Below are 23,787 nucleotides of genomic sequence, written 5' to 3' on the forward strand. Positions count from 1 at the left end.
GAAATCCGGGTTCTAGCCGGTCAGTTGGCGGTACGAGAACGACTTGAAATCCGCTGGCTCGCGAAAGCCGAGCATGTCGTTGACGGTGATACCTGCGAAAGCCCCCGTGAAGCCGATCGGGGTTGCATATTCATCGCTAAGTTTCGTGAAATCCTTTCCGAGTCCGAGGTCTTTCCAGTCGCCATGCGTCACGCGATAGCAGAAGCGCAGCTTCGCGTCCACGACGTGAAGCCGCAGGCCGATCACTGAGGCCTCGGGCAGCGTGGCCAGTCGATTGCCGTAGGCGAAGCTGCCGGCATCCATTTCCATGTAGGACAGGATTTTTGTGCCGTCGTCGTCGCGCGTGACGAACAGATAGTAAAAGGTGTTCTCGTCGTAACGCGCCATGAGCCCAGCCATGTGCAGATATGACATCGGCGAAAATTCCAGCGCCGTTTCGACTTCGAACTGCCAGTCACGGACGCGACAGGCCAGCAAGCTTTGGTGGAACCGCGAAGTCGGCGACTCTTGCCCCCTTATCCGCAGATAGCCCGGGTGTTCGTGAAGATTGCACCAGTCGTCGCTGATGGGAATGCGCAGACTCTGCAGTTCCAGCGGCAGCGCGGCACATTGTCCAAAATCGATCGCCCAACTGCTGTCGAGCCTTTGCTCGATATCCGAGTCGATCGCAAAAGATTCGGCGGGAACCACTCCGCCGCTGGCGAGGCGGGGCCAGTCAGCGTGCCATTCGATCGGTGCGACGCAGGTCTCACGGCCTAGCGGTGAGCGCTTCGTGTGCGCATCGATTGGTCTCGATCCCAGGTACGTCATGTACCACTGGCCGTGCGGACCCTCGACCAGATTGCCGTGGCCGGTCCGCTGGATCCGTCCATTCGCGTCGCGCGACGTGAGCATCGGCGTGTCAGGATGAAACTCGTATGGACCGAAAATATCGCGGGATCTGGATACACACGTCGCATGCGTATAGCCTGTACCCCCCTCCGCGGTGATCAGGTAGTACCAGTCTCCCTTCTTCAGCAAATGCGGAGCCTCGTAGATCTGACATTTCATGAAGTAGTCGGTCTTCAGGCTGGCGCCTTTATAGATCACGCGCTCCTCCCCGATCAGCTTCTTTTCCTGCGGCGAGTATTCGCGCAGAATGATTCCGGCGAAAAGGTCCGCGTAAATGCCCCTGAAATCGCGCCGGATATAGGCCAGCCACTTTTTGCCCGATTCATCGTGGAACAGCGATGGATCGTATCCACCAGACACGAGATGCACAGGCTCCGACCAGGGGCCGGTGATGTCCGGGGCGGTCACGACGAAGTTATGCATGTCACGCAGCGGGGATATCTTCTGCTCACCCTTCCATGCCTTGGTGTCGGTATAGACGAGCCAGTAAAGACCGTCGTGATAGGACAGCTCGGGCGCCCATATGCCTCCGGACGGCTGCTCTCCGATCAGGTTCAATTGCGATAGCCTGTCCAAAGGCGTTGCCCTGAGTTCCCAGTTGACGAAGTCTTTCGATTCGTAAATGAGAACGCCCGGGTACCATTCAAACGTTGACACCGCGATATACCACGCATCGCTGCCACGGCACACGCAAGGATCCGGATTGAAGCCGCGCAGAACTGGGTTTTGAATAGTACTCATCGGGAGGGTATTTTTCCGGCGTGGTGAGGGGCATAAATCTTCTTTTCCGCCAACGTCGAGTCGACGAATGACCGGATAGATGCTGGCGATTCGAGACCTTCGCAGCGAGTTTGTTACCGATGCCAATTTAATCTAGCATGTGACCTGCTGACTGTTCAAATGCGATGATGGGGGGTATTCCGTTGGGTGAGGTGGCTAGTCGCCGGGCAACTCGTCTTTCAGCCCAAAATCCTCCGTGCCCTCAGAATCACCGGCATATCGACCATCTTTCCATCCACGGCCACCGCGGCGCCATGACTCGCCTCGACAGCGGCAAGCATCCGCCGCGCCCACTCCACCTCGGCGTCACTCCACGCGTACGCGCGATGCACAGCGTCGATCTGCTTCGGGTGAATGCAAAGCTTGCCGCCAAAACCAAAGCGCCGCCCGCGCAGCGCATCGGCTTGCACCGCATCAGCATCGTTGATCGTCGTCGACACGCCATCCACCGGCGCACCAATGCCAGCCAGCCTCGACGCAAGCACTATCTGCGAGCGAAACAGATGCAACTCCTCACCTTCTCCATCGATGCCGAGATCGACCTGAAAATCCAGCGTGCCGAACACGATACGCAGCACGTGCGGCGCCGCACATAATTCCGCCAGGTTCGCGAACCCGTGCGCAGTCTCGACAATCGGCAGCACGTTCAAGGCCGGATGCGCGTTCGCCAGCACCGCGCAGATCTGTTCCCGCCTCTCGGCCTTCGGCAGCACGACTCCCGCGACGCCGACCTGTCCAACCAGCGCCGCAACATCGTCCGCGAACCATGTGGTGTCCGAACCATTGATACGCACCCACACTGCCCGCGATGCATTAGCTGATGCCGCAGCCAACACCGCCGCTCGCGCGGTGACCTTCTCGTCCGGCTGCACCGCGTCTTCCAGGTCGAGAATGACCGCATCCGCGCCGGCCGCATAGGCCTTGTCGAACCGCTCAGGCCGATTCCCAGGCACGAACAGATACGACCGTGACAACGCGCTCATGCCGCCACCGTCGTGCGCGACGCTGCATCAAATACCGAACCCATCTGCGTCTCTTCGGCAACCCGCCATGCGTTGCGAAGCAGCTGCGCCGCCTCCCCTTCACTAGCCGCACCCGAAAACGCCGCCAGCCGATGCAGCTTCGTCGCAATCTCATCGCGCGACAACGTATTCCCCGGATCGCCCTTCGGCTCGTCGACACGCCCATCGAACGCGCGGCCGTCGATCGTCGTCACCGTGACCTTGCCTATCCAGCGTGCGGGATAGGCGGCGTCGACTTCAGCGTCGAGCGTCATCGTGACCTTGTCGCGAAACGCGGCGATCTCGCTCGCGTCGAAGCCCTGCTCGAATTCGGTCACGCCCGCATAGCCGTGATGCGCGACGAGCCCGAGTACCGTGCCCATGTTGAACTTCGCCTGATGCACGGTGCGCGGCGTGACCACGGAGCCGAGTACGTCGATCGCGCCTTGATGCACGTGCGCCACGACCTTCGCCATGTCGCGCGGCGCGAGGCCATGCGTCCGCATGACCGCGAGCAACGCGTCGGCGGCCGGATGCGTATGGCGGCACGCCGCGTGATACTTGAACGAGGTCTCCGCGGTCGCCCAGCGGCTGCCGAGCCGATCGACGAGGCGCGCCGGATCGGCGTCGCTCGACATGCCCGCCGCCATGCCCTGCGCGCCTTCGAGAATGTGCGTCGCGCCCTTGAAGCCGTCGGCGGCGAGTTGCGCGGCCATCAGGCCGTTCGCGGCGGCCATCGCGGTGTGCAGTTGCTTCGAGTCGGCGGCATCGCGCAGGAATTCCCACAGGCCGCTCGCCTGCGTGCCCGCCGAGCCGAACGCATCGAGCATCTGCGACGGCGACAAACCGAGCAAGCGTCCCGCAGTTGCCGCGGCCGCGACCGTGCCGACCGTGCCCGTGGTGTGAAACAACCTGTAATGCGAACGCCCGAGAAATTCGCCGACGCGAATGCCGACCTCGTATCCCGCCACCGCCGCCGCGATGAAGTCGCGCCCCGACGCTCGCTTTGCCTGTGCCAACGCGAGCGCAACGGGAAACACCACGGTTGCCGGATGAAACACCGAGCCATTGTGCACGTCGTCCTGTTCGGCGAAGTGTGACGCCGCGCCGTTGATCATCGCGGCGAAATACGGCGTGGTGCGGCTGCGGTCGATCAGCACTTCGCAGAGGCCGTCGTTCGTCGCACCGGCTGCCGCGCGCGCAAACCGCGCGATCGTCTCGACCGGGCGCGCGCCCCTGCCGGCCAGCGCGGAGCCGAGCCAATCGACGTACAGGTTGACGGTACGCTCGACGACCTCGTGTGGGACGCTGTGGAAGTCGAGTTGCGCGGCGAAAGTGGCAAGCGTGAGACTGGGATGGTCGTTCATGGGGGTCGTTACTGAATCAGATCGTGCCCGCCGCGCGCAGCGCGTCGATACGCCCATCGTCGTAGCCAAGCTCACGCAGAATGGCTTCGGTATGTTGACCAAGCGTGGGCACAGGGTCAATTCTCGGCTCGATGTCGGAAGGTAGACCGGGCGGCCGCAATGCGGGTATCGCCCCCGCTGCCGTGGCGACTTCCTGCCAGCACTCGCGCGCCTTCAGTTGCGGATGCGCCCACACGTCGGCGAGCGTATTCATCTGCGCGTTCGCGATGCCTGCCGCATCGAGTCGCTCGATCACCTGCGCGGCGCTCAGCTTCGCGAACGCCGCGACGATCACCTCGCGCAACGCGTCGCGCGCCGCAGTGCGTTTCGAGTTCGATGCGAAGCGCTCGTCGGTTGCAAGTTCCGGCTGTTCGAGCACGCGCTCGCAGAACAGCTTCCACTCGCGTTCGTTCTGCAGGCCAAGCATGACCGTCTTGCCGTCGCCAGCGGGAAACGGGCCGTAAGGATAGATCGTCGCATGCGCGGCGCCCGCGAGCGCGGGCTGCGGCTGACCGTCGATCGCGTAGTAGAGCGGATAGCCCATCCACTCGACCATGCTCTCGAGCATCGACACGTCGATACGGCAACCGCGCCCGGTGCGTCCACGCTGCAACAGCGCGCACAGAATGTTCGAATATGCGTACATGCCTGCCGCGATATCCGCGATCGAGCAGCCCGCCTTCGCTGGCGCGCCTGGAGAACCGGTGATCGACAGAAAGCCGGACTCGCTTTGAATCAACAGGTCATACGCTTTCTTGTCGCGATACGGACCGTCCGCGCCGTAGCCGGAAATATCGCAGACGATCAACTTTGGATACTTGTCGCTCAACGTGTGGTAGCCGAGGCCGAGCCGTTCGGCCGCGCCTGGCGCGAGGTTCTGCACGAGCACGTCGGCATCGGCAACCAACGCATCGAGAATCTCTGCCGCCGCGGGCTGCTTCAGGTCGAGCGAAAGACTTTCTTTCGAACGATTAGTCCACACGAAATGAGACGACAGCCCATGCACGCGTTCGTCGTAGCCGCGCGCGAAATCGCCGACGCCAGGCCGTTCGATCTTGATCACGCGTGCGCCCAGATCGGCCAGTTGACGCGTGCAGAACGGTGCGGCAATCGCGTGTTCGAGGGTGACGACCTTGATACCGTCGAGTGGTCTCATGATGTCCGCCAGCGGGTCAGAACGAACGCGGCAGCCCGAGGATATGCTCGGCCACGTACGAGAGAATCAGATTGGTCGATATCGGTGCGACCTGATACAGACGCGTTTCGCGAAACTTGCGCTCGACGTCATATTCGCACGCGAAGCCGAAGCCGCCGTGAAATTGCAGGCACGCATTGGCCGCTTCCCACGATGCATCCGCCGCGAGCAGCTTCGCCATGTTCGCCTGCGCGCCGCACTGTTGATGCGCGTCGAAACGACGTGCCGCTTCGAAGCGCATCAGGCTCGCGGCCTCGACGTTGATGAAGGAGCGCGCGATCGGAAACTGCACGCCCTGGTTCTGTCCGATCGGTCGGCCGAACACGACGCGCTCCTTCGCGTATTCGGTGACTTTATCGACGAACCAGTAGCCGTCGCCGATGCATTCCGCCGCGATCAGCGTGCGCTCTGCGTTGAGTCCATCGAGAATGTATTTGAAGCCTTGCCCTTCCTCGCCGATCAGATTCTCGGCGGGAATTTCGAGGTTGTCGAAAAAGAGCTCGTTGGTCTCGTGATTGACCATGTTCAGAATCGGCTGCACGGTCAAGCCATGACCGATCGCTTCGCGCAGATCGACGATGAAGATCGACATGCCCTCTGATTTCTTGTTCACGTCCGCGAGCGGCGTGGTGCGTGCGAGCAGGATCATCAGGTCCGAGTGTTGCACGCGCGAGATCCACACCTTCTGACCATTGATCACGTAACGGTCGCCGCGCCGCTCGGCGGTCGTCTTGATCTTCGTCGTGTCGGTGCCGGTGGTCGGCTCGGTCACGCCCATCGATTGCAAACGCAGATCGCCGTTCGCGATCTTCGGCAGATATTTGCGCTTCTGTTCTTCGGAACCGTGCCGCAACAGCGTGCCCATGTTGTACATCTGCCCGTGGCACGCGCCCGAGTTGCCGCCCGCACGATTGAGCTCTTCCATGATCACCGACGCTTCCGTGAGCCCGAGCCCCGATCCGCCGAAGTCATGCGGAATCAGCGCGGCGAGCCAGCCAGCCTTCGTCAGCGCATCGACAAACGCTTCCGGATAGCCGCGCGCTTCGTCGATCTTGCGAAAGTAGTCGCCGGAAAACTGCTGACACAGATCGCGCACGGCCTCTCGAATGTCCTGGAACGAATCGTGTTGCGTGGTTTGCATAATCGGGTCTGGTGGAATTCAGACGAGCGCGGCGGTCGCGCGCATGGTCAGATAACCTTCGTGGTCCTTCGCCCACAGGTCGATGGTCTTGCCGTCGGCGGAAGGCTTGCCGCATACCGTGAACGGCTGGTCCGCAAACGTGGGGCGAAGCGCGCGAAATGCGAAGCTTTGCAGCGTCGCTTGCGGCAGTTCACGGCGCACGAGATCGACGAGCAGCGTCGCAATCAGCGGGCCATGCACGACGAGGCCCGGATAACCTTCGACCTGCGTGACGTACCGATGGTCGTAGTGAATGCGATGGCCGTTGAAAGTCAGCGCCGAGTAGCGAAACAGCATCACCGCATCGGCATCGATCGTGCGGCGCCACGTTTCGCCTTCGGGCGCGGGCGCCGGTTGTTGCGGGCGCGCCCCTTCCTGCGGCGCGTCCTGCGGCGCGTCGCGATAGACGATGTCGTGCTCTTCCTCGAGCTTCAACTCGCCATCGACTTCGATCGTATGTTGCACGGTGACGAACACGAGGCGCCCCGAGCGGCCTGTCTTGTCCTCGATATTGGCGATCGTCGATGTGCGCTGTGCATGCTCGCCGACTTTCAGCGGCGCATGAAACGTGAGCCGGCCGCCAGCCCACATGCGACGCGGCAGCGGCACCGGCGGCAGGAAGCCGCCGCGCTTCGGATGACCGTCGGGACCGACTTCCGAGAGCGGCGCAACCGGCAGAAAGTACAGCCAATGCCACAACGGCGGCACGGTGCTACCGTTTTCCTCGCGATCGAGCGTGGCGGCGAGCGCCGTCAACGGAAACGCGGTGATGTCGTCTTCGGCCACCGTCTGCTTGTCGAGCCAGTCGTCGAGTTTCTCTGGTGCAGCGGACATGGCGGAGTCTCCAGATCAAAGGCGTTGGTCCTCGTTAGGGCCTACTATGACCGACGCGCTGCGTTCCGCGAATTTCGAATTTTCGAAGCGGGCCTTTGGTTTTGATTAAGACGTTAAGCCCGTCGCGCGGCGCTTGACAATCTGTTTTCAGCGCGATCAGCGATTCGAGCTCCCGCACCTGTTCGCTTATTTGAGCCCGAGCCGTTTGGCCAGCCGATTCAGATTCGCCCTGTCGAGACCGAGCTCGCGCGCCACCGCCGCCCAGTTCTGCCTGTTGCGGACCAGCGCTTCGAGCACGAGATTGCGTTCGAACTCGGTGACCGCGCTGCGAAAGTCTTTGGTCTCGCTTTCCTCGCTCTGCGTGTCGGTTTGATCTGCCTCGTGATCCGGCGCATCGGACAACGCGAAGTCCGCGGCCGTCAACGTCAGAATGCGGCGGCGCTCACGATTGGCTGCCAGCGCCTTCAGCGCACTCCGTCCGATCAGATGCTCGAGTTCCCGCACATTGCCGGGCCACGAGTAGTGCAGCAACGCGTCCTGCGCATCCGCCGCAAGACGCAGACTCAGCAACCCGAGCCGGGAGCGATTGTCTTCGAGGAAAAAGCCCGCAAGCAGCAGCACATCGCGGCCACGCTCGCGCAACGGTGGCACGCGCAGCGGGTAGACGCTGAGGCGATGATAGAGGTCCGCGCGAAAGCGGCCCGCGCGCACTTCTTCGGCGAGATCGCGATTGGTTGCGGCGATCAGCCGCACGTCGACGCGATGTTCGTGGTCCGAGCCGATGCGCTGCAACTGGCCGTTCTGTAGCACGCGCAACAGCTTCGCCTGCACCGCGAGCGGCAACTCACCGACTTCGTCGAGGAAAAGGGTGCCGCCGTCCGCGAGTTCGAACTTGCCGCGCCGATCCGCCGACGCGCCTGAAAACGCGCCGCGCACATGCCCGAACAGTTCGCTCTCGACGAGCGTATCCGGCAACGCCGCGCAGTTCAGACTGATCAGCGGCTTGTTCGCGCGCCGCGACAGCGCGTGGATCGCATTCGCGACCAGTTCCTTGCCGACGCCGGTCTCGCCGGTGACGAGCACGGTCAGATCGCTGCCGGCCACCACCTCGATCTCCTTGATCATGCGGCGATGCGCGTCGCTGCTGCCGATCAGCTCGCGTCGGCTCTCGCTGCTCGCCAGCCGATACGCTTCCGCGCGACGCTGCGCCTCTTCGCCATTGCGCGCCAACGCGTCGATGCGTTCGACGACGCTCACGGTCGCGGCCGCCAGGCCGAGAAACGCCTGTAGCGAGGCCATGTCGAGCGTGTCGAAGCACGCCGGATCGAGCGCGTCGAGCGTGAGCAACCCCCAAGGCTCGCCGCGGATGAACAGCGGGCACCCTAGACAGTCGTGCACTTCGAGGTGCCCGAGCGCCATGCCTTGAACGAGGCCGTCGTAGGGGTCGGGCAGATCGGAGTCGGCGGCGAAGCGCGTCGGCCCTGGCTGAGCCAGCAGCGCCTGAAAGCGCGGGTGCTCGGCGACGCGAAAACGCCGCCCGAGCGTATCGCTGCTCAAACCGTCGATGGCGAGCGGCACGAGCGTATCGCCTTCAAGGCGTAGCAGTGCGGCGGCGTCGCTCGGAAACAGCGAGCGCAGCGCGCTGAGCAGCCGCCGATAGCGCTCGCGCTCGGACACCTCGCGCGACAGGTCGAGAATCAGCGGGGTAAGAACCTCGAGCACAGCTTCCGTAGTCAGATCGACTGCGGATTGAGTCACTTCGACTAGAGTCGAATTAACCATTCTGATTACCAGATCATTGATCTAAATGCATTTTATACCTGGCACGAATCGTGGATAGTAAAGCCAGTCTGCCGAAACCGGCCTGCGACACTCGCTGATAGACAGACGCTCACACAGACTTTCATCAGGACTCAAACCATGCTATCCGCCGAACACCGCGCCATCATCAAAGCAACCGTGCCGCTCCTCGAAAGCGGCGGTGAGGCGCTCACCACACACTTCTACAACCTGATGCTCAGCGAGCATCCGGAAGTGCGCCCGATGTTCAATCAGGCCAATCAGGCAAGCGGCGCGCAACAGCGCGCGTTGGCCAACGGCGTGCTGATGTACGCGCGCCATATCGATCAGCTCGAACAACTCGGCGGCCTCGTCGCGCAGATCATCAACAAGCACGTGGCGCTGAACGTGCAGCCCGAGCACTATCCGATCGTCGGCAAGTACCTGCTGCGCGCAATTCGCGAAGTCCTCGGCGCGGATGTCGCGACCGATGCCGTGATCGAAGCGTGGGCCGCCGCCTATCAACAACTGGCCGATCTGCTGATCGGTCTCGAAGAGAAGATCTACGCCGAAAGTGAAACCGCCCCCGGCGGCTGGCGCGGCACGCGGCTGTTCCGCGTCGCGCGCAAAGTGCGTGAAAGCGACGAGATCACGTCGTTCTATCTGCGTCCCGATGACGGCGGCGAATTGCTCGCGTTCCAGCCGGGGCAGTACATTGGCATGCGTCTGCTGATCGACGGCGAAGAAGTGCGTCGCAACTATTCACTGTCCGCAATGAGCGATGGCCGCGAATATCGTATTAGCGTGAAGCGCGAACCGAACGGCACCGTGTCGAAATATCTGCACGAGCAGTCCAAGGAAAACGACACGCTCGACCTGTTCGCGCCGGCTGGCGAATTTACGCTGCAACCGGGCGATAAGCCGTTGGTGCTGATCAGCGGCGGCGTCGGTATCACGCCGACGATGGCGATGCTGCAAGCGGCGCTGAAGACCGACCGTCCGGTGCATTTCATTCATGCGGCCCGTCATGGTGGCGTGCATGCGTTCCGCGACGCTATCGATGCATTGGCCGCGCGTCATCCGCAACTGAAGCGCTTCTATTGCTACGAGCAGCGTCGTGCGGGCGATGCCGATGCGCACGCAGTCGGCTACGTCGACGAAGCGAGTCTGAAGAAGTGGCTGCCGGAAACGCGCGACGTCGACGTGTATTTCCTCGGGCCGGTCGCGTTCATGAAGGCGATCAAGAAAGGCCTGAAGGCAATCGGCGTACCGGAATCGCAGAGCCGTTATGAGTTCTTTGGGCCGGCTGCCGCGCTCGAATAGCGTGGTCGAGTAATCGACGAGTACTTGCCCTCTTTGAATCGTTGCAATGCGCATTCGAAGACGGGCATGCTCAGGCTTCGATCACGCCGGCGGGCTTGGCCTGGTAAAGAGCGGGTCAGATCCGCTGCGCGTTCTAGCGCTCCCTTCTGCGGCGAAACGCCCACCAGCCTGCCAGCCCGGTAAAGCCGGCGACCAGCAGCACCATCGGCCAGAAGCCATGCCTGTTCTCGGCGAGCGGAATGCCGCCGACGTTCATGCCGAAGAAACCGGCGACGATATTGATTGGCATCGCCAGCACCGTGACGAGCGTCAACGTGAATAGCGTGCGGTTGTTCTGCTCTTCGAGGCGCGAGGTGATTTCTTCCTGCAACAATCTGACCCGCTCGATCAATCCCGCCACGTCCGAAAGCACGACCGAGAACTCCTCGGTCGATTCACGCAGATCCTGCACGTCTTCCGCATGAAGCCAGCGAGGCGGCCTCGCCAGCAAGCGGAAAATCGCGCCCGGCTCGGGCGCCAGCATGCGCTGCAGGCGTGTCAGCGTGCGACGCATCGCGCCGAGGTCGAGGCGGTTTTGCGTCGGCCGTTGCGACAGAAAGCGATCCTCGATTCGATCGGCATCGGCACCGGTTCGGCGGACGATCTGCACGAGCAGGTCGGCCTGGTCGCGCATCAGATGAACAAGCAGCTCGGCAGGCGACCTGAATGTTTCCCCTTCGCGCACCGACGCGCGCAAACGCTCGACCGAGCGCAGGGGCTTCAGCCGCGCCGTGACGATGAGCCGCTTGTCGGCGTGGATCCACAGCGTCGCGATTTCGGACGGGATGAATTCGAGGTTGAACATGACGTCGTTGACGACCGCGCGCAGTGCGCCGTCCGCATGCTCGATCCGCGTCGAATGCGAGCCTTCGCGCAACGCGTCGAAAAACGTCTCGGGCAGATCGAGCTGCGTCCGCATCCAGCGCTCGCTCGCGCTATGTGAAGCCACAGAAACTCGCCGTCGTGCTTTGCGGCAGTGCCGGCATCGTCCTCGCGCTCGCGGAACCAGTCGATGACTTCGTCCGCGTCGATCGGCTGCCCGGCAAGCGTCGGCGAAAACCGGAATCCGCAGACCATCCCTGACGAATCCGCGCCGTAGGTTTGCAATGCCAGATCAGATTTCATATCCTACACGGGTACCCATTGAGCAGAAGGAAAGCTATCGCTGGCTGGAGAACATGCGTCAGTCAACGGCGCTGCTCGGCGATCCTGTGCGCTGCATTCACGTGGGCGATCGGGAAAGCGACATTTATGAACTGTTTTGTACGGCGCATGAACTGTCCACGTACTTTCTCGTGCGAACCTGTGTTGACCGGCTTGCTGGCGATGGCCAGCATACCATCGCGCACGAAATGGAACAGGTTAAGGTTAAAGGATTGCATCGCGTCGAGATTCGCGATGCGAAGGGGCGCCCAGCGACAGTGACGCTTGAGCTTCGTTACCAGCGAATCACAGTGCTACCGCCTATCGGCAAGCAGAATCGTTATCCCGCGCTGCAGCTCACAGCAATCCACGCGCATGAGCGCGATGTACCGCCCGGGCGCGCCGGCATTGAATGGAAGCTGCTGACCAATCTCCCCGTCCAGTCGCGTGCGCAAGCAATCGAGAAGCTCGACTGGTATGCCATGCGCTGGAAGATCGAAACGTTCCACAAGATTCTCAAGTCGGGATGCAAGGCGGAGGACTCGAAGCTGCGCACAGCCGATCGGCTGGCAAACCTGATCTCGATATTTTGCATTCTCAGTTGGCGCATATTCTGGCTGACCATGATTAGTCGTTGCGCGCCACAAGCTTCGTCTGAGACGGTGTTCACATCAACCGAAATTGAACTGCTCGAGCGACTCATCCCAAACCTCCCGCCTACGGCCCAGGGGCCACCGCTCTTACGAAACCTCATCCGGGTCGCACGCCTTGGCGGTTATCTGGCCAGAGCCAACGACGCGCCTCCCGGCAATACTGTTATGTGGCGCGGCATGCAGCGCCTTACCGACATTCAACTCGGATATGAGCTCGCCCGGAACGGATGTGGGTAATTGCAAGCTCGGCAGGGCCGGTCCCCGATTCGCGCGCGCGTGGGGCATGATGTGAGAGCGTGGGTAGGTCCGGCGTAGACCACGTGAAGATCGTTCCATGATCGTGGCCACGATCTATCTGGATCTACCCGGTCAAACCGTGGACGTGAGCGGAGCGGCCAGCTTCAGTTTGTCGGCCACGTTCCAGGGAAGCAGTTCGTCGATGCGGTTGACCTTGTGGTCCGCAATATGAGTGAGCACGTATTCGAGGTAGGCACGTGGGTTGACTTCGTTGAGTTTGCACGTACCGATGAGACTGTACATCGCCGCCGCGCGCTCACCGCCGCTGTCGGAGCCAACGAACAAATAGTTTTTCCTGCAATGCACATATTTGCATTGCAGGAATAATGCGCAGCCGCAAGTTATGCGGAGTTTACCGCGTATGGAACGTCACGAGCGCCTGTGCGAAGGGCGTTGCAGGGATCTGTCTGTTGCAGCAAACTGCGCATAAAAGAGGTGCTTTCCTGTTTGGGTAGTTATCCATTTCAGGAGAGTTATCATGATCGCCCTGGTTCCGCTACGACCACAACCCCAGGCATGGTTGTGGCACAGCGTCCTTGCTCCCTTCGCAGAGCGCTACAGCGAATATCTTGTTGAGACCGGCTACGCCGCCGGCACTGTCAATCGCTACGTGAGGTGCGTCGCACACTTCGCGTATTGGCTTACAACACACCGCATAGGCATAGCTCGCGTCGACGATCGACTTGTCCGCACCTTCGTGAACGACCATCTCCGGCGATGCAACTGCCCCGATCCCATTCCGAGAAGTCGCACAGACGTAAGTGCTGCGCTCCGGCATCTGCTGGTCGTGTTGGGAGTGTGCACTGTCCCTCGGTATCTGTGGTCAGAATCGGACTCTTTACGACATGAGGTTTGTCGATTCACAGAACACCTCAGAGACGTATGCGGTCTCGCCGAGTGCACGCGATATCAGCGCGGCCGAATAGTTCGCGATTTCTTGCATCACCACTTCGCTCGCAAGCACATAGACCTGGCTCAGCTAACGGTCCAGGATATCCACCGATTCGTGACGCATTACCCTACGGGGTGCAAGGCGGGAGCAGCCCATGTTGCTGGGGTGACGCTGCGCAGCTATCTGCGATTCAGGACCATGCAATACGACGATCGCGTTCAAGAGCTGATCGCGGCGGTCCCGGGCGTAGCCGGATGGAGGCTAGCGGCACTGCCCGAAACGCTTTCGGACACACAGGTCGGGCAGTTCCTGAATTCCTTCGGTCGTGATACGGCTTCCAGCTTGCGCGACTACGCAATGGCTCGATGCCTGGCAGATCTCGGCCTGCGGGCCGCGGAGGTCGTGCAAATCCAGCTCGACGATTTGAACTGGCGCGAAGGCACGCTACAAATCCATCGCACCAAGTCGAGACGGGCGTACGCAGTTCCGCTGCCGGAACCGACAGGTCGTGCGATCGCTGACTACATCCGGTTGGCCCGGAAGGCAACAACGACTTCACGGGCTGTCTTTGTGCGGCATTGCGCACCTGTTGACGTTCCGTTGGGTACTGGCCGCGTTCATCAGGCAGTGCATGCTGCATATGTTCGTTGCGGCTGGACCGATCGATCGGGAACTCATCTTCTGAGGCACAGCGTCGCCCGACGTCTCCTTCAATCAGGCTCGTCGTTGAAGGAGGTAGCCGACATACTGCGCCATCAAAGCATCGACACCACCGCTATCTACACGAAGATCGACCTGCGAAGCCTGGAGGGCGTGGCGCTTCCCTGGCCCGGGAGCACATCATGAAGCGCGCCGTCAAAAAAACGTCAGCCACAATGGTATCGCTCGTGGAAACGTGTCTCGCAGAGCGACGCAGTCTCGGCTTCGATCTTGGGATATCGGGGCAAGTGCTGATGAACTTTGCCCGCTTCGCGGATACGACGGAGCATCGCGGTCCGATCACCGAAAGTCTGGCGCTCGCCTGGGCACACTCGACACCGAGCGAAAGGGCCATTACGTGGGCGCGACGGATTGAGGTAATTCGCCCCTTCGCGAAGTATCTCAAACAGTTCTATCCCGATACGGTTGTTCCGCGACGCGACCTGTGCGGCCGGGCTCATCGTCGTCTGGCGCCGCACATCTACACGGAGCGGGAACTCGATGAACTCCTCACCGCGTCGGCGGCGATGTTGCCCGCCGGCTCGATCAGACCGCTCACCTACGAAACGTTGTTTGGTCTGATTGCGGCAACCGGCTTGCGTATCTCGGAAGCCATCAATCTGTCCCGAGACGACGTGAACATTGCTGGCGGCACGCTAATTGTGCGCAAGACGAAGTTCCACAAATCGCGCCTTATCCCGTTGCATCCCACCGTAACTTTGGCGATGAAGCGTTACGCTGTCCGCCGTGCGCTGGTCATCGCCGCTGAGCCGTGCCATTCGTTCTTTGTGAATCTTGATGGCAGGAAGTTGCACACCAGAACAGTCCACTGGGCGTTTGGTCGTCTTCGCGAGCAACTCGGGTGGATTGCTCGAGGGGACCATGCATTGCCTCGAATCCATGATCTTCGTCACACGTTTGTGTGTCGGCGCATTCTGAAGTGGCATCAAGAAGGCGTGAATGTCGACAACCGTATGATGGCCCTGTCAACGTATCTTGGGCATGTGAAACCGAGCGATACCTACTGGTATCTGACTGCCGTTCCGGATCTCATGGAAATCGCGAGTGAGAAATTTGCGCGCCTCGCCGAGGGAGTGGACCATGAGTAAAGTCTGTCTGGCACCGTCCTTCGCCACGCTCCTGCAGGACTTCTTCGTCGAACGGTTGATGGAACAACGCGCGGTCAGCCCGGAGACGATATCGAGCTATCGTGATTCGTTTCGTCTGTTTCTCCTGTTTGCATCAGATCGCGTTGGTAGATGCCCATCTGACCTGACGCTGGCAGATATGGACGCGCCAATGGTGCTGGCCTTTCTGCGACATCTCGAGGTGAATCGGCACAACAGCACGCGTACGCGCAATGTTCGCCTCGCTGCGTTACGCTCGTTCCTGAAATACGCTGCACACCGCGACCTCTCAGCATTGGCCGTTGTACAGCGCGCGCTCGCCGTACCAATGAAGCGGTGTGATAAACCGATGGTTGGATATCTGTCGCGCGACGAGGTCCAGCAACTATTAACAGCGCCTGATCCAGACACCTGGTGCGGTCAACGCGACACGGTACTGCTGGCAACCATGTATAACACTGGAGCACGGGTCTCAGAGATCCTCGCTCTGCGCGTCGGCGATGTCATCCTGGGTTCGTCACCCTGTGTCCATATTCTTGGCAAGGGCCGCAAGGAGCGCACGGTACCTCTATGGCGTTCTACAGCAACGCTGATCAAACGATGGTTGCCGCGTATCCAGGATGTGGCGAGCCAGAGGCTCTTTCCAAACCGCTCGGGGAACGCGATGACTCGCTCGAACGTCGCTGACCGGATGAGAATCGCCGTAACGCGAGCGAAGGGCGAATGTCCGCAACTCGCCAAACGACGCGTTTCTCCCCACCTGGTACGTCACGCGACTGCCATGCATCTACTTCAGTCAGGCGTTGACCTATCGGTCATCGCACTCTGGTTGGGACACGAAAGCCCGTCGACAACACACGGCTATATGGAAGCGGATTTGACAATGAAGGAGCGAGCACTGAACAGCATTCAACCGCCGCAGGTGAAGAACCGTCGATATCGACCGCCAGACCGCATTCTCCAGTTCCTGGAGTCGCTGTAATTATGCGCAGTTCGCCGGACCGAAAGTACTCGGGGACCGGCTCGGCGACTCGCATCGCACTGTCCGGCAGCGGCAGGCTCCGCATAAGTTTCGACTGCGCATTATTCCTGCCCAACGCTACACAACGCAGGGCATTTTCTGCGAGTACATTGCTGATCTCGGCGCGTCCGTCCTCGCAATAGAACGTGAGCGCCGCCCAGTGGTTCAGCGAGTAGTTGATCGCGCCCGTGAGCATAGACTTCTTCGACAGCGTCGCAAGCTTGGCCCTGATCGTCGATTCGAACGTGTTGAGCAGAGGCTTGCTCTTCTCCTGCCGCACACGCAACCGCTCATCGGGAGGTTTGCCGCGAATGTCGGCTTCGATGCTGTAGAGCTCGCCGATCATCTCGAGCAGTTTCTGGGTATCCGGAGTCGGCGTACGCTCGTGAACGTCGTATATGTACCTCCTCGCGTGATCCCAGCATGCCGCTTCGAAGACGTCGCCGCTTGCGTACAGCTGATCGAAGCCGGCGTAGGCATCCGCCTGCAGGATTCCCTTGAAGTTGGCGAGGTGCGTTTGCGGATGAACACCCTTGCGGTCCGACGAGTACGAGAACCAGACTGCCGCAGGCTCCGTCGAGCCCGAGCGTCGATCGTCGCGCACATAGACCCAGAATCGGCCGGTTGTCGTCTTCTGGTTGCCCGGTGTGAGGACGGGAACCGTCGTGTCGTCGCCATGGAGCTTACCGGCAGCCAGCACGTAGCGCTGGATTGCTTCGACCAGCACCATGCAGAGTTCGACGATCTGGCCGACCCAGCGGCCCATGCTGGCGCGATCAAGCGTCACGCCGTCGCGCGCCGCGATCTCCGACTGGCGATACAGGGGTTGGTGATCCGCGAACTTCGATACTGCGATATCGGCCAGCAGGCTTGGATGTGCGATGCTGCGCTCGATTGGCAGGCCTGGCATCGGCAGTTGTTCGATATGCCTACAGCCGGGGCAAAGCAATTTGCGCCGGATCGTGCGGATCACCTTGAATGCGGCGGCTACGCGCGCGAGCTGTTCGGAGACGTCCTCGCCCAGCGGCTGCATGGTCGTCGCGCACCTGGGGCAGAGCGGATCAGGCTCGAGTACGATCTCCTCGCGCGGCAGGTGCGGCGGGAGCGGCTCTCGCGAAGGCGATTTGCTGGCCGGCGCATTCGGTGTCCTGTCGCGCTGGTTACGCGCCTCGGCAGCACCCCGGCCGGCGGTCAGGTCCTCCAGCTGCGCCTCGAGCTTGTCGATCTGCTTCGCGAGTTGCTCGGACTTGCGCCCGAAGTGCATCCGCCTGAGCTTGTCGATCTGCGCCTTCAGGCGCTCGATCTCGTCATCTCGCGCGGCGAGTTCCTCCACCATCTTCGCAATCGATGCCTGGTGCTCAAGCAGCGATGCCTGTTGCGCGAGCACCATGGCACGGAGCTCGGCGACAGTATCGGGAAGCGGCGCCTGATCGGACATGCGTCGCAGTTTACGAGCCTTCCTCGCGGTTTACAACATCGAGAGTGCGGCGGTGCGTCGTGGCTGTCGCCAGTCGATTCCCTCGAGCAACATCGACAACTGTGCGCTCGTCAGATGGATCTTGCCGCCATCGGCCTGTGGCCAGATGAAACGCCCTCGCTCCAACCGTTTCGCGAGAAGCCAGAGCCCGTCCTCAGTAGCCCAAAGCACCTTCACGAGATCGCCGCGGCGCCCGCGGAATATGAAGACGTTACCGCCCAGCGGATTCTCCTCAAGCGCCGTGTGTACCTTGGCAGCAAGTCCCTGGAAGCCGCAGCGCATGTCCGTAATGCCCGCAACAAGCCAGATACGCGTACCCGTTGGCAGAGAAATCACGAGCGCAAACTCCCCAACACCGTCCGAAGCATCTCAGCGTCGACAATGCCGTCGACCTTGACTACTGCCCGGCCAATCCGAACCTCGATTGAACCAGCCGGCCTCACGACCTCAGACTCTGACAGCGCAGGAGGTTCATTGACCGATGACACCTCGTTCACGATCGCCACTGGAACGAGTTGCACCGCCTCGGCTTGCTGTTCCGCCAGATACCGGCGCCGCCACGTGTACACGAGGTTCGCGTTCAAGCCGTTCTCACGGGCCAACCTGGCGACTGACACCCCTGATTCACAAGCTGCCATCGCCAGGCGACGGCGGAATTCGGGACTATGGTTCGGGCGGCCTTTACGGCTGCCAGGCCTCTGAGTTGGCTCTGACAAAATGGTGTCCACCACTTCGAAAATGATGGACATCACTTTGATGCCGATTCTTGCGCCCGTCTACGACGGCCATCGCGAGCTTGCAATTGCCCACATCCGTTCCGGGCGAGCTCATATCCGAGTTGAATGTCGGTAAGGCGCTGCATGCCGCGCCACATAACAGTATTGCCGGGAGGCGCGTCGTTGGCTCTGGCCAGATAACCGCCAAGGCGTGCGACCCGGATGAGGTTTCGTAAGAGCGGTGGCCCCTGGGCCGTAGGCGGGAGGTTTGGGATGAGTCGCTCGAGCAGTTCAATTTCGGTTGATGTGAACACCGTCTCAGACGAAGCTTGTGGCGCGCAACGACTAATGATGGTCAGCCAGAATATGCGCCAACTGAGAATGCAAAATATCGAGATCAGGTTTGCCAGCCGATCGGCTGTGCGCAGCTTCGAGTCCTCCGCCTTGCATCCCGACTTGAGAATCTTGTGGAACGTTTCGATCTTCCAGCGCATGGCATACCAGTCGAGCTTCTCGATTGCTTGCGCACGCGACTGGACGGGGAGATTGGTCAGCAGCTTCCATTCAATGCCGGCGCGCCCGGGCGGTACATCGCGCTCATGCGCGTGGATTGCTGTGAGCTGCAGCGCGGGATAACGATTCTGCTTGCCGATAGGCGGTAGCACTGTGATTCGCTGGTAACGAAGCTCAAGCGTCACTGTCGCTGGGCGCCCCTTCGCATCGCGAATCTCGACGCGATGCAATCCTTTAACCTTAACCTGTTCCATTTCGTGCGCGATGGTATGCTGGCCATCGCCAGCAAGCCGGTCAACACAGGTTCGCACGAGAAAGTACGTGGACAGTTCATGCGCCGTACAAAACAGTTCATAAATGTCGCTTTCCCGATCGCCCACGTGAATGCAGCGCACAGGATCGCCGAGCAGCGCCGTTGACTGACGCATGTTCTCCAGCCAGCGATAGCTTTCCTTCTGCTCAATGGGTACCCGTGTAGGATTGATGTGCCGCTTGAGCGCCGCCGTGCCCTTGAACTTGTGCCTGGTCCAGAACTTCACCGCTGCCAGACCCAGCGGCAATCCTTCGGCGGTGACAACCAGACTCGAATGCATCAGGATTCCGCATTGTGTGAGCGGCTGCAACAAACCATGTCGGCCATGCTGAACAGATGTCTTCCCTGTGTAGCCAACGAGTTCCGGGCGCTCGCGCTGATACGAGAACGTTGTCGTATCTTGCAGCACGAGAATAGGGCCTGGCGTTGCCTTGAAACGATCTGCACTCGCCTGAAAGTGACCACTCAGGATGTCCTGTTCGCTGACGCGATCATTAGACAGGAACCGGTACGCCGCTTTGGTCGCGGCCCAATCCTGACAAGCGAAGGGAATCGTTTGGCCCATGCCCGCCCACAACTGTTCCAGCACAACGCCAAAACGCTTCCGTAGTCTGGTGTCCTGAAATTCGCTTGCCTGAACTTCTTCGCCGAGCCAACTTCGTTCGTCCGCCTGTCGTTTGCCGGCCATATCGCTCGCACATGAAACGTGATGTCGGCCAGGTTACCAGGTTTCTCGGCGAAAATGTGGGTAATTGCAAGCATCGCGAGCCGCTTACTCAATGCCAGCGCTTCCAAAAGGAGTACGTGAGCATAGCGCGACCAATTGAAAGAAAGTTGACGCGCGCACTTTCCGTGCATCGGATTGTTAAATTGCGGCGGTTCGATTGTCACGGAGACGTCATCTCTTCCGGTGACGGCCGCGTAAACGCAAAAACCCCACCGCGAGGGGTGGGGTTTCTGACGGGGTAAGGAGCCTGACGATTACCTACTTTCACACGGGCAATCCGCACTATCATTGGCGTGGAGTCGTTTCACGGTCCTGTTCGGGATGGGAAGGGGTGGGACCGACTCGCTATGGTCATCAGGCATGACGGGTTGCTGCGTCGCGGGGTGCGCGCCACAGCCAATCTGGAAGAAGTAGTTTCTGGTGATGCTCACCAGGGTAAGGCAGGTTGTGTTGTTTCTGGCACAACACTGATCTCAACCGTGTGTGGTCTGCATAAGACCCTGCGCTTTGCGCAGGGTGGGGCATCCATAAGCGCTGAAGCGCTAACGGCTGCCGACACACACCGGTTATAGGATCAAGCCTTACGGGCAATTAGTATCAGTTAGCTCAGTACATTACTGTACGTGCACACCTGACCTATCAACGTCCTGGTCTTGAACGACCCTTCAAGGGGCTCGAAGCCCCGGGGATATCTCATCTTAAGGCGAGTTTCCCGCTTAGATGCTTTCAGCGGTTATCTCTTCCGAACATAGCTACCCGGCGATGCCACTGGCGTGACAACCGGTACACCAGAGGTTCGTCCACTCCGGTCCTCTCGTACTAGGAGCAGCCCCCTTCAAATATCCAGCGCCCACGGCAGATAGGGACCAAACTGTCTCACGACGTTTTAAACCCAGCTCACGTACCTCTTTAAATGGCGAACAGCCATACCCTTGGGACCGGCTACAGCCCCAGGATGAGATGAGCCGACATCGAGGTGCCAAACACCGCCGTCGATATGAACTCTTGGGCGGTATCAGCCTGTTATCCCCAGAGTACCTTTTATCCGTTGAGCGATGGCCCTTCCATACAGAACCACCGGATCACTATGACCTGCTTTCGCACCTGTTCGACTTGTCAGTCTCACAGTCAAGCACGCTTATGCCATTGCACTATCAGCACGATTTCCGACCGTACCTAGCGTACCTTCGTACTCCTCCGTTACACTTTGGGAGGAGACCGCCCCAGTCAAACTGCCTACCATGCACTGTCCCCGATCCGGATCACGGACCAGGGTTAGAACCTCAAACAGATCAGGGTGGTATTTCAAGGTCGGCTCCACGCAAACTGGCGTTCACGCTTCACAGCCTCCCACCTATCCTACACAGACCGGTTCAAAGTCCAATGCAAAGCTACAGTAAAGGTTCATGGGGTCTTTCCGTCTAGCCGCGGGGAGATTGCATCATCACAAACACTTCAACTTCGCTGAGTCTCGGGAGGAGACAGTGTGGCCATCGTTACGCCATTCGTGCAGGTCGGAACTTACCCGACAAGGAATTTCGCTACCTTAGGACCGTTATAGTTACGGCCGCCGTTTACCGGGACTTCAATCAGGAGCTTGCACCCCATCATTTAATCTTCCGGCACCGGGCAGGCGTCACACCCTATACGTCCACTTTCGTGTTTGCAGAGTGCTGTGTTTTTATTAAACAGTCGCAGCCACCAGTTTATTGCAACCCTTTCACCCTTCTGGCGCAGGCCAGTCAGGCTATGAGGGCGTACCTTATCCCGAAGTTACGGTACCAATTTGCCGAGTTCCTTCTCCCGAGTTCTCTCAAGCGCCTTAGAATACTCATCTCGCCCACCTGTGTCGGTTTGCGGTACGGTCACTGTGAAACTGAAGCTTAGAGGCTTTTCCTGGAACCCCTTCCAGTTGCTTCGTCGCCTAAGCGACTCGCCTCGCACCCTTGAATCCCGCGCCCGGATTTGCCAAAGCGCCTTCTCCAATGCAAGGACCGGGACTTCCAACACCCGGACAACCTTCCGCGATCCGTCCCCCCATCGCATTTCACAATGGTGCAGAAATATTAATCTGCTTCCCATCAGCTACGCATTTCTGCCTCGCCTTAGGGGCCGACTCACCCTACGCCGATGAACGTTGCGTAGGAAACCTTGGGCTTACGGCGAGGGGGCCTTTCACCCCCTTTATCGCTACTCATGTCAGCATTCGCACTTCCGATACCTCCAGCACACTTTCCAGTGCACCTTCGCAGGCTTACGGAACGCTCTCCTACCATGCACATTACTGTGCATCCGCAGCTTCGGTATATGGCTTAGCCCCGTTACATCTTCCGCGCAGGACGACTCGATCAGTGAGCTATTACGCTTTCTTTAAAGGGTGGCTGCTTCTAAGCCAACCTCCTGACTGTTTTAGCCTTCCCACTTCGTTTCCCACTTAGCCATATTTGGGGACCTTAGCTGGCGGTCTGGGTTGTTTCCCTCTTGACACCGGACGTTAGCACCCGATGTCTGTCTCCCGTGATTGCACTCTTCGGTATTCGGAGTTTGCTATGGCGTAGTAATCCGCAATGGACCCCACAACCATGACAGTGCTCTACCCCCGAAGGTGATACACGAGGCACTACCTAAATAGTTTTCGGAGAGAACCAGCTATTTCCAGGTTTGTTTAGCCTTTCACCCCTATCCACAGCTCATCCCCTAACTTTTCAACGTTAGTGGGTTCGGTCCTCCAGCACGTGTTACCGTGCCTTCAACCTGGCCATGGATAGATCACCTGGTTTCGGGTCTACACCCAGCGACTGGACGCCCTGTTCGGACTCGCTTTCGCTACGCCTGCCCTAATCGGTTAAGCTCGCCACTGAATGTAAGTCGCTGACCCATTATACAAAAGGTACGCCGTCACCCCTTCGCAGAGGCTCCGACTGTTTGTATGCATGCGGTTTCAGGATCTGTTTCACTCCCCTCCCGGGGTTCTTTTCGCCTTTCCCTCACGGTACTGGTTCACTATCGGTCGATCACGAGTATTTAGCCTTGGAGGATGGTCCCCCCATCTTCAGACAGGATTTCACGTGTCCCGCCCTACTTCTCGTACACCCAGTCCTTCCATGCTGTTTTCGTCTACAGGGCTATCACCTGCTATGGCCGCACTTTCCAGAGCGTTCGACTAACAATACAGATAACGTGTACAGGCTGCTCCCATTTCGCTCGCCACTACTCTGGGAATCTCGGTTGATTTCTTTTCCTGCGGTTACTTAGATGTTTCAGTTCACCGCGTTCGCTTCGCGTAGCCTATGGATTCAGCTACGGATACCTCAGAAGAGGTGGGTTTCCCCATTCGGACATCTCCGGATCAAGGCTCGTTTGCCAGCTCCCCGGAGCTTTTCGCAGGCTACCGCGTCCTTCATCGCCTGTGATCGCCAAGGCATCCACCACATGCACTTGTTCGCTTGACCCTATAACGGGTGTGTCTCTGTCGACCAGTGTTAGCGCTTTAGCGCTTACTCTGGTCCCATCCCCGGAGGGGACAGGTTCCCGAAGGAGTCGACCATTCACGTTCCGCTACAGGTTGAGTATTCGTGTTGCGCCGTATTCCAAAGCGATCTCTCGATCACCTTTAAAATACATCGATACAATCACAACCCTGATTCACCTACTCACACACCCATCTCCAGGCACGCTTTCGTGAATCTCCTTACTACTTCTTCCTGATTGTTAAAGAACGACAGCCGGTATCAGGCTTGTGCCTCATACCGCCCTGACTGGCTCAATCGCCAATGCGCAA

The 23,787-nt window shown here is 59.8% G+C and carries 15 protein-coding genes, 2 rRNA genes and 3 pseudogenes; 5 read left to right on the forward strand and 15 right to left on the reverse strand.

Annotated elements, in window-relative coordinates:
• Window positions 1-12 precede the first annotated feature (12 nt).
• The 7 genes from OKW43_RS04875 to norR form a co-directional block, all read right to left on the reverse strand.
• Window positions 13-1,758, reverse strand: a complete 1,746-nt coding sequence (locus tag OKW43_RS04875) for a glycoside hydrolase family 43 protein (protein ID WP_429445593.1) — start codon at window positions 1,756-1,758, stop codon at window positions 13-15.
• 92 nt (window positions 1,759-1,850) lie between these two features.
• A complete protein-coding gene (locus tag OKW43_RS04880; protein ID WP_429445595.1) occupies window positions 1,851-2,654 on the reverse strand; it encodes an HpcH/HpaI aldolase/citrate lyase family protein in 804 nt (267 codons plus the stop codon).
• On the reverse strand, window positions 2,651-4,039 hold the full coding sequence (locus OKW43_RS04885) for an MmgE/PrpD family protein (protein WP_429445597.1): 1,389 nt from the start codon (window positions 4,037-4,039) through the stop codon (window positions 2,651-2,653). The genes OKW43_RS04880 and OKW43_RS04885 overlap by 4 nt, the downstream gene beginning before the upstream one ends.
• Window positions 4,040-4,055: 16 nt before the next feature.
• Window positions 4,056-5,234 carry a CaiB/BaiF CoA transferase family protein gene (locus OKW43_RS04890; RefSeq protein ID WP_429445599.1) on the reverse strand — a complete coding sequence of 393 codons (1,179 nt, stop codon included), beginning with the start codon at window positions 5,232-5,234 and terminating at the stop codon, window positions 4,056-4,058.
• A gap of 16 nt (window positions 5,235-5,250) precedes the next feature.
• Window positions 5,251-6,414, reverse strand: a complete 1,164-nt coding sequence (locus OKW43_RS04895; protein WP_429445601.1) for an acyl-CoA dehydrogenase family protein — start codon at window positions 6,412-6,414, stop codon at window positions 5,251-5,253.
• A gap of 18 nt (window positions 6,415-6,432) precedes the next feature.
• Window positions 6,433-7,287: an FAS1-like dehydratase domain-containing protein gene (locus tag OKW43_RS04900; RefSeq protein WP_429445603.1), complete on the reverse strand. Its 855-nt coding sequence runs from the start codon at window positions 7,285-7,287 to the stop codon at window positions 6,433-6,435.
• Between the two features lie 186 nt (window positions 7,288-7,473).
• Entirely contained in the window at window positions 7,474-9,069 is a 1,596-nt protein-coding gene (norR, locus tag OKW43_RS04905; protein WP_187638918.1) for a nitric oxide reductase transcriptional regulator NorR, read from the reverse strand.
• 138 nt (window positions 9,070-9,207) lie between these two features.
• Between norR and hmpA the strand changes: the two genes are divergently transcribed.
• Entirely contained in the window at window positions 9,208-10,389 is a 1,182-nt protein-coding gene (hmpA, locus tag OKW43_RS04910; RefSeq protein WP_187638917.1) for an NO-inducible flavohemoprotein, read from the forward strand.
• A gap of 133 nt (window positions 10,390-10,522) precedes the next feature.
• On the opposite strand, the pseudogene OKW43_RS04915 reads toward hmpA, so the two are convergent.
• Window positions 10,523-11,553 (reverse strand): annotated as a pseudogene (locus OKW43_RS04915) (transporter).
• On the opposite strand from OKW43_RS04915, the gene OKW43_RS04920 reads away from it, so the two are divergent.
• Window positions 11,535-12,461, forward strand: a complete 927-nt coding sequence (locus OKW43_RS04920) for an IS4 family transposase (RefSeq protein ID WP_429445606.1) — start codon at window positions 11,535-11,537, stop codon at window positions 12,459-12,461. The pseudogene OKW43_RS04915 and the gene OKW43_RS04920 sit on opposite strands and share 19 nt — an antisense overlap.
• A gap of 132 nt (window positions 12,462-12,593) precedes the next feature.
• Here OKW43_RS04920 and OKW43_RS04925 read toward each other — a convergent pair.
• Window positions 12,594-12,818, reverse strand: a pseudogene (locus tag OKW43_RS04925) (transposase domain-containing protein); the annotation flags it as partial.
• 793 nt (window positions 12,819-13,611) lie between these two features.
• Here OKW43_RS04925 and OKW43_RS04930 point away from each other — a divergent pair.
• The 3 genes from OKW43_RS04930 to OKW43_RS04940 are packed head-to-tail and all read left to right on the forward strand — an operon-like array spanning window position 13,612 to window position 16,221.
• Window positions 13,612-14,259 carry a tyrosine-type recombinase/integrase gene (locus OKW43_RS04930; protein ID WP_429445608.1) on the forward strand — a complete coding sequence of 216 codons (648 nt, stop codon included), beginning with the start codon at window positions 13,612-13,614 and terminating at the stop codon, window positions 14,257-14,259.
• Window positions 14,256-15,221 carry a tyrosine-type recombinase/integrase gene (locus OKW43_RS04935; RefSeq protein WP_429445610.1) on the forward strand — a complete coding sequence of 322 codons (966 nt, stop codon included), beginning with the start codon at window positions 14,256-14,258 and terminating at the stop codon, window positions 15,219-15,221. Before OKW43_RS04930 ends, OKW43_RS04935 begins: the two co-directional genes overlap by 4 nt.
• Window positions 15,214-16,221, forward strand: a complete 1,008-nt coding sequence (locus OKW43_RS04940) for a tyrosine-type recombinase/integrase (RefSeq protein WP_429445612.1) — start codon at window positions 15,214-15,216, stop codon at window positions 16,219-16,221. The genes OKW43_RS04935 and OKW43_RS04940 overlap by 8 nt, the downstream gene beginning before the upstream one ends.
• 100 nt (window positions 16,222-16,321) lie before the next feature.
• Here OKW43_RS04940 and tnpC read toward each other — a convergent pair.
• From tnpC to OKW43_RS04970, 6 genes and pseudogenes are all read right to left on the reverse strand, one after another.
• A pseudogene (gene tnpC, locus OKW43_RS04945) lies at window positions 16,322-17,698 on the reverse strand (IS66 family transposase); the annotation flags it as partial.
• A gap of 30 nt (window positions 17,699-17,728) precedes the next feature.
• On the reverse strand, window positions 17,729-18,073 hold the full coding sequence (gene tnpB / locus OKW43_RS04950; RefSeq protein WP_183708802.1) for an IS66 family insertion sequence element accessory protein TnpB: 345 nt from the start codon (window positions 18,071-18,073) through the stop codon (window positions 17,729-17,731).
• The gene (tnpA, locus tag OKW43_RS04955) at window positions 18,070-18,486 is read right to left on the reverse strand and encodes an IS66-like element accessory protein TnpA (protein ID WP_116123511.1); all 417 of its coding nucleotides are present in this window, start codon (window positions 18,484-18,486) and stop codon (window positions 18,070-18,072) included. The genes tnpB and tnpA overlap by 4 nt, the downstream gene beginning before the upstream one ends.
• Window positions 18,486-19,967, reverse strand: coding sequence for an IS4 family transposase (locus OKW43_RS04960; protein WP_429445615.1), 1,482 nt, complete (start codon window positions 19,965-19,967; stop codon window positions 18,486-18,488). Before OKW43_RS04960 ends, tnpA begins: the two co-directional genes overlap by 1 nt.
• Before the next feature lie 284 nt (window positions 19,968-20,251).
• A 5S ribosomal RNA gene (gene rrf, locus OKW43_RS04965) occupies window positions 20,252-20,365 on the reverse strand.
• 211 nt (window positions 20,366-20,576) lie between these two features.
• A 23S ribosomal RNA gene (locus OKW43_RS04970) occupies window positions 20,577-23,458 on the reverse strand.
• Window positions 23,459-23,787: the final 329 nt, after the last annotated feature.

The organism is Paraburkholderia sp. WC7.3g, from assembly GCF_050436345.1.
GTDB lineage: Bacteria > Pseudomonadota > Gammaproteobacteria > Burkholderiales > Burkholderiaceae > Paraburkholderia > Paraburkholderia podalyriae.

Coding starts and splice junctions, on each gene's coding strand:
- OKW43_RS04880 (WP_429445595.1), bottom strand. CDS start 2,654: ATGAGCGCGTTGTCACGGTCGTATCTGTTCGTGCCTGGGAATCGGCCT.
- OKW43_RS04885 (WP_429445597.1), bottom strand. CDS start 4,039: ATGAACGACCATCCCAGTCTCACGCTTGCCACTTTCGCCGCGCAACTC.
- OKW43_RS04890 (WP_429445599.1), bottom strand. CDS start 5,234: ATGAGACCACTCGACGGTATCAAGGTCGTCACCCTCGAACACGCGATT.
- OKW43_RS04895 (WP_429445601.1), bottom strand. CDS start 6,414: ATGCAAACCACGCAACACGATTCGTTCCAGGACATTCGAGAGGCCGTG.
- OKW43_RS04900 (WP_429445603.1), bottom strand. CDS start 7,287: ATGTCCGCTGCACCAGAGAAACTCGACGACTGGCTCGACAAGCAGACG.
- norR (WP_187638918.1), bottom strand. CDS start 9,069: ATGGTTAATTCGACTCTAGTCGAAGTGACTCAATCCGCAGTCGATCTG.
- hmpA (WP_187638917.1), top strand. CDS start 9,208: ATGCTATCCGCCGAACACCGCGCCATCATCAAAGCAACCGTGCCGCTC.
- OKW43_RS04920 (WP_429445606.1), top strand. CDS start 11,535: ATGCCAGATCAGATTTCATATCCTACACGGGTACCCATTGAGCAGAAG.
- OKW43_RS04930 (WP_429445608.1), top strand. CDS start 13,612: ATGCAATACGACGATCGCGTTCAAGAGCTGATCGCGGCGGTCCCGGGC.
- OKW43_RS04935 (WP_429445610.1), top strand. CDS start 14,256: ATGAAGCGCGCCGTCAAAAAAACGTCAGCCACAATGGTATCGCTCGTG.
- OKW43_RS04940 (WP_429445612.1), top strand. CDS start 15,214: ATGAGTAAAGTCTGTCTGGCACCGTCCTTCGCCACGCTCCTGCAGGAC.
- tnpA (WP_116123511.1), bottom strand. CDS start 18,486: ATGTCCATCATTTTCGAAGTGGTGGACACCATTTTGTCAGAGCCAACT.
- OKW43_RS04960 (WP_429445615.1), bottom strand. CDS start 19,967: ATGGCCGGCAAACGACAGGCGGACGAACGAAGTTGGCTCGGCGAAGAA.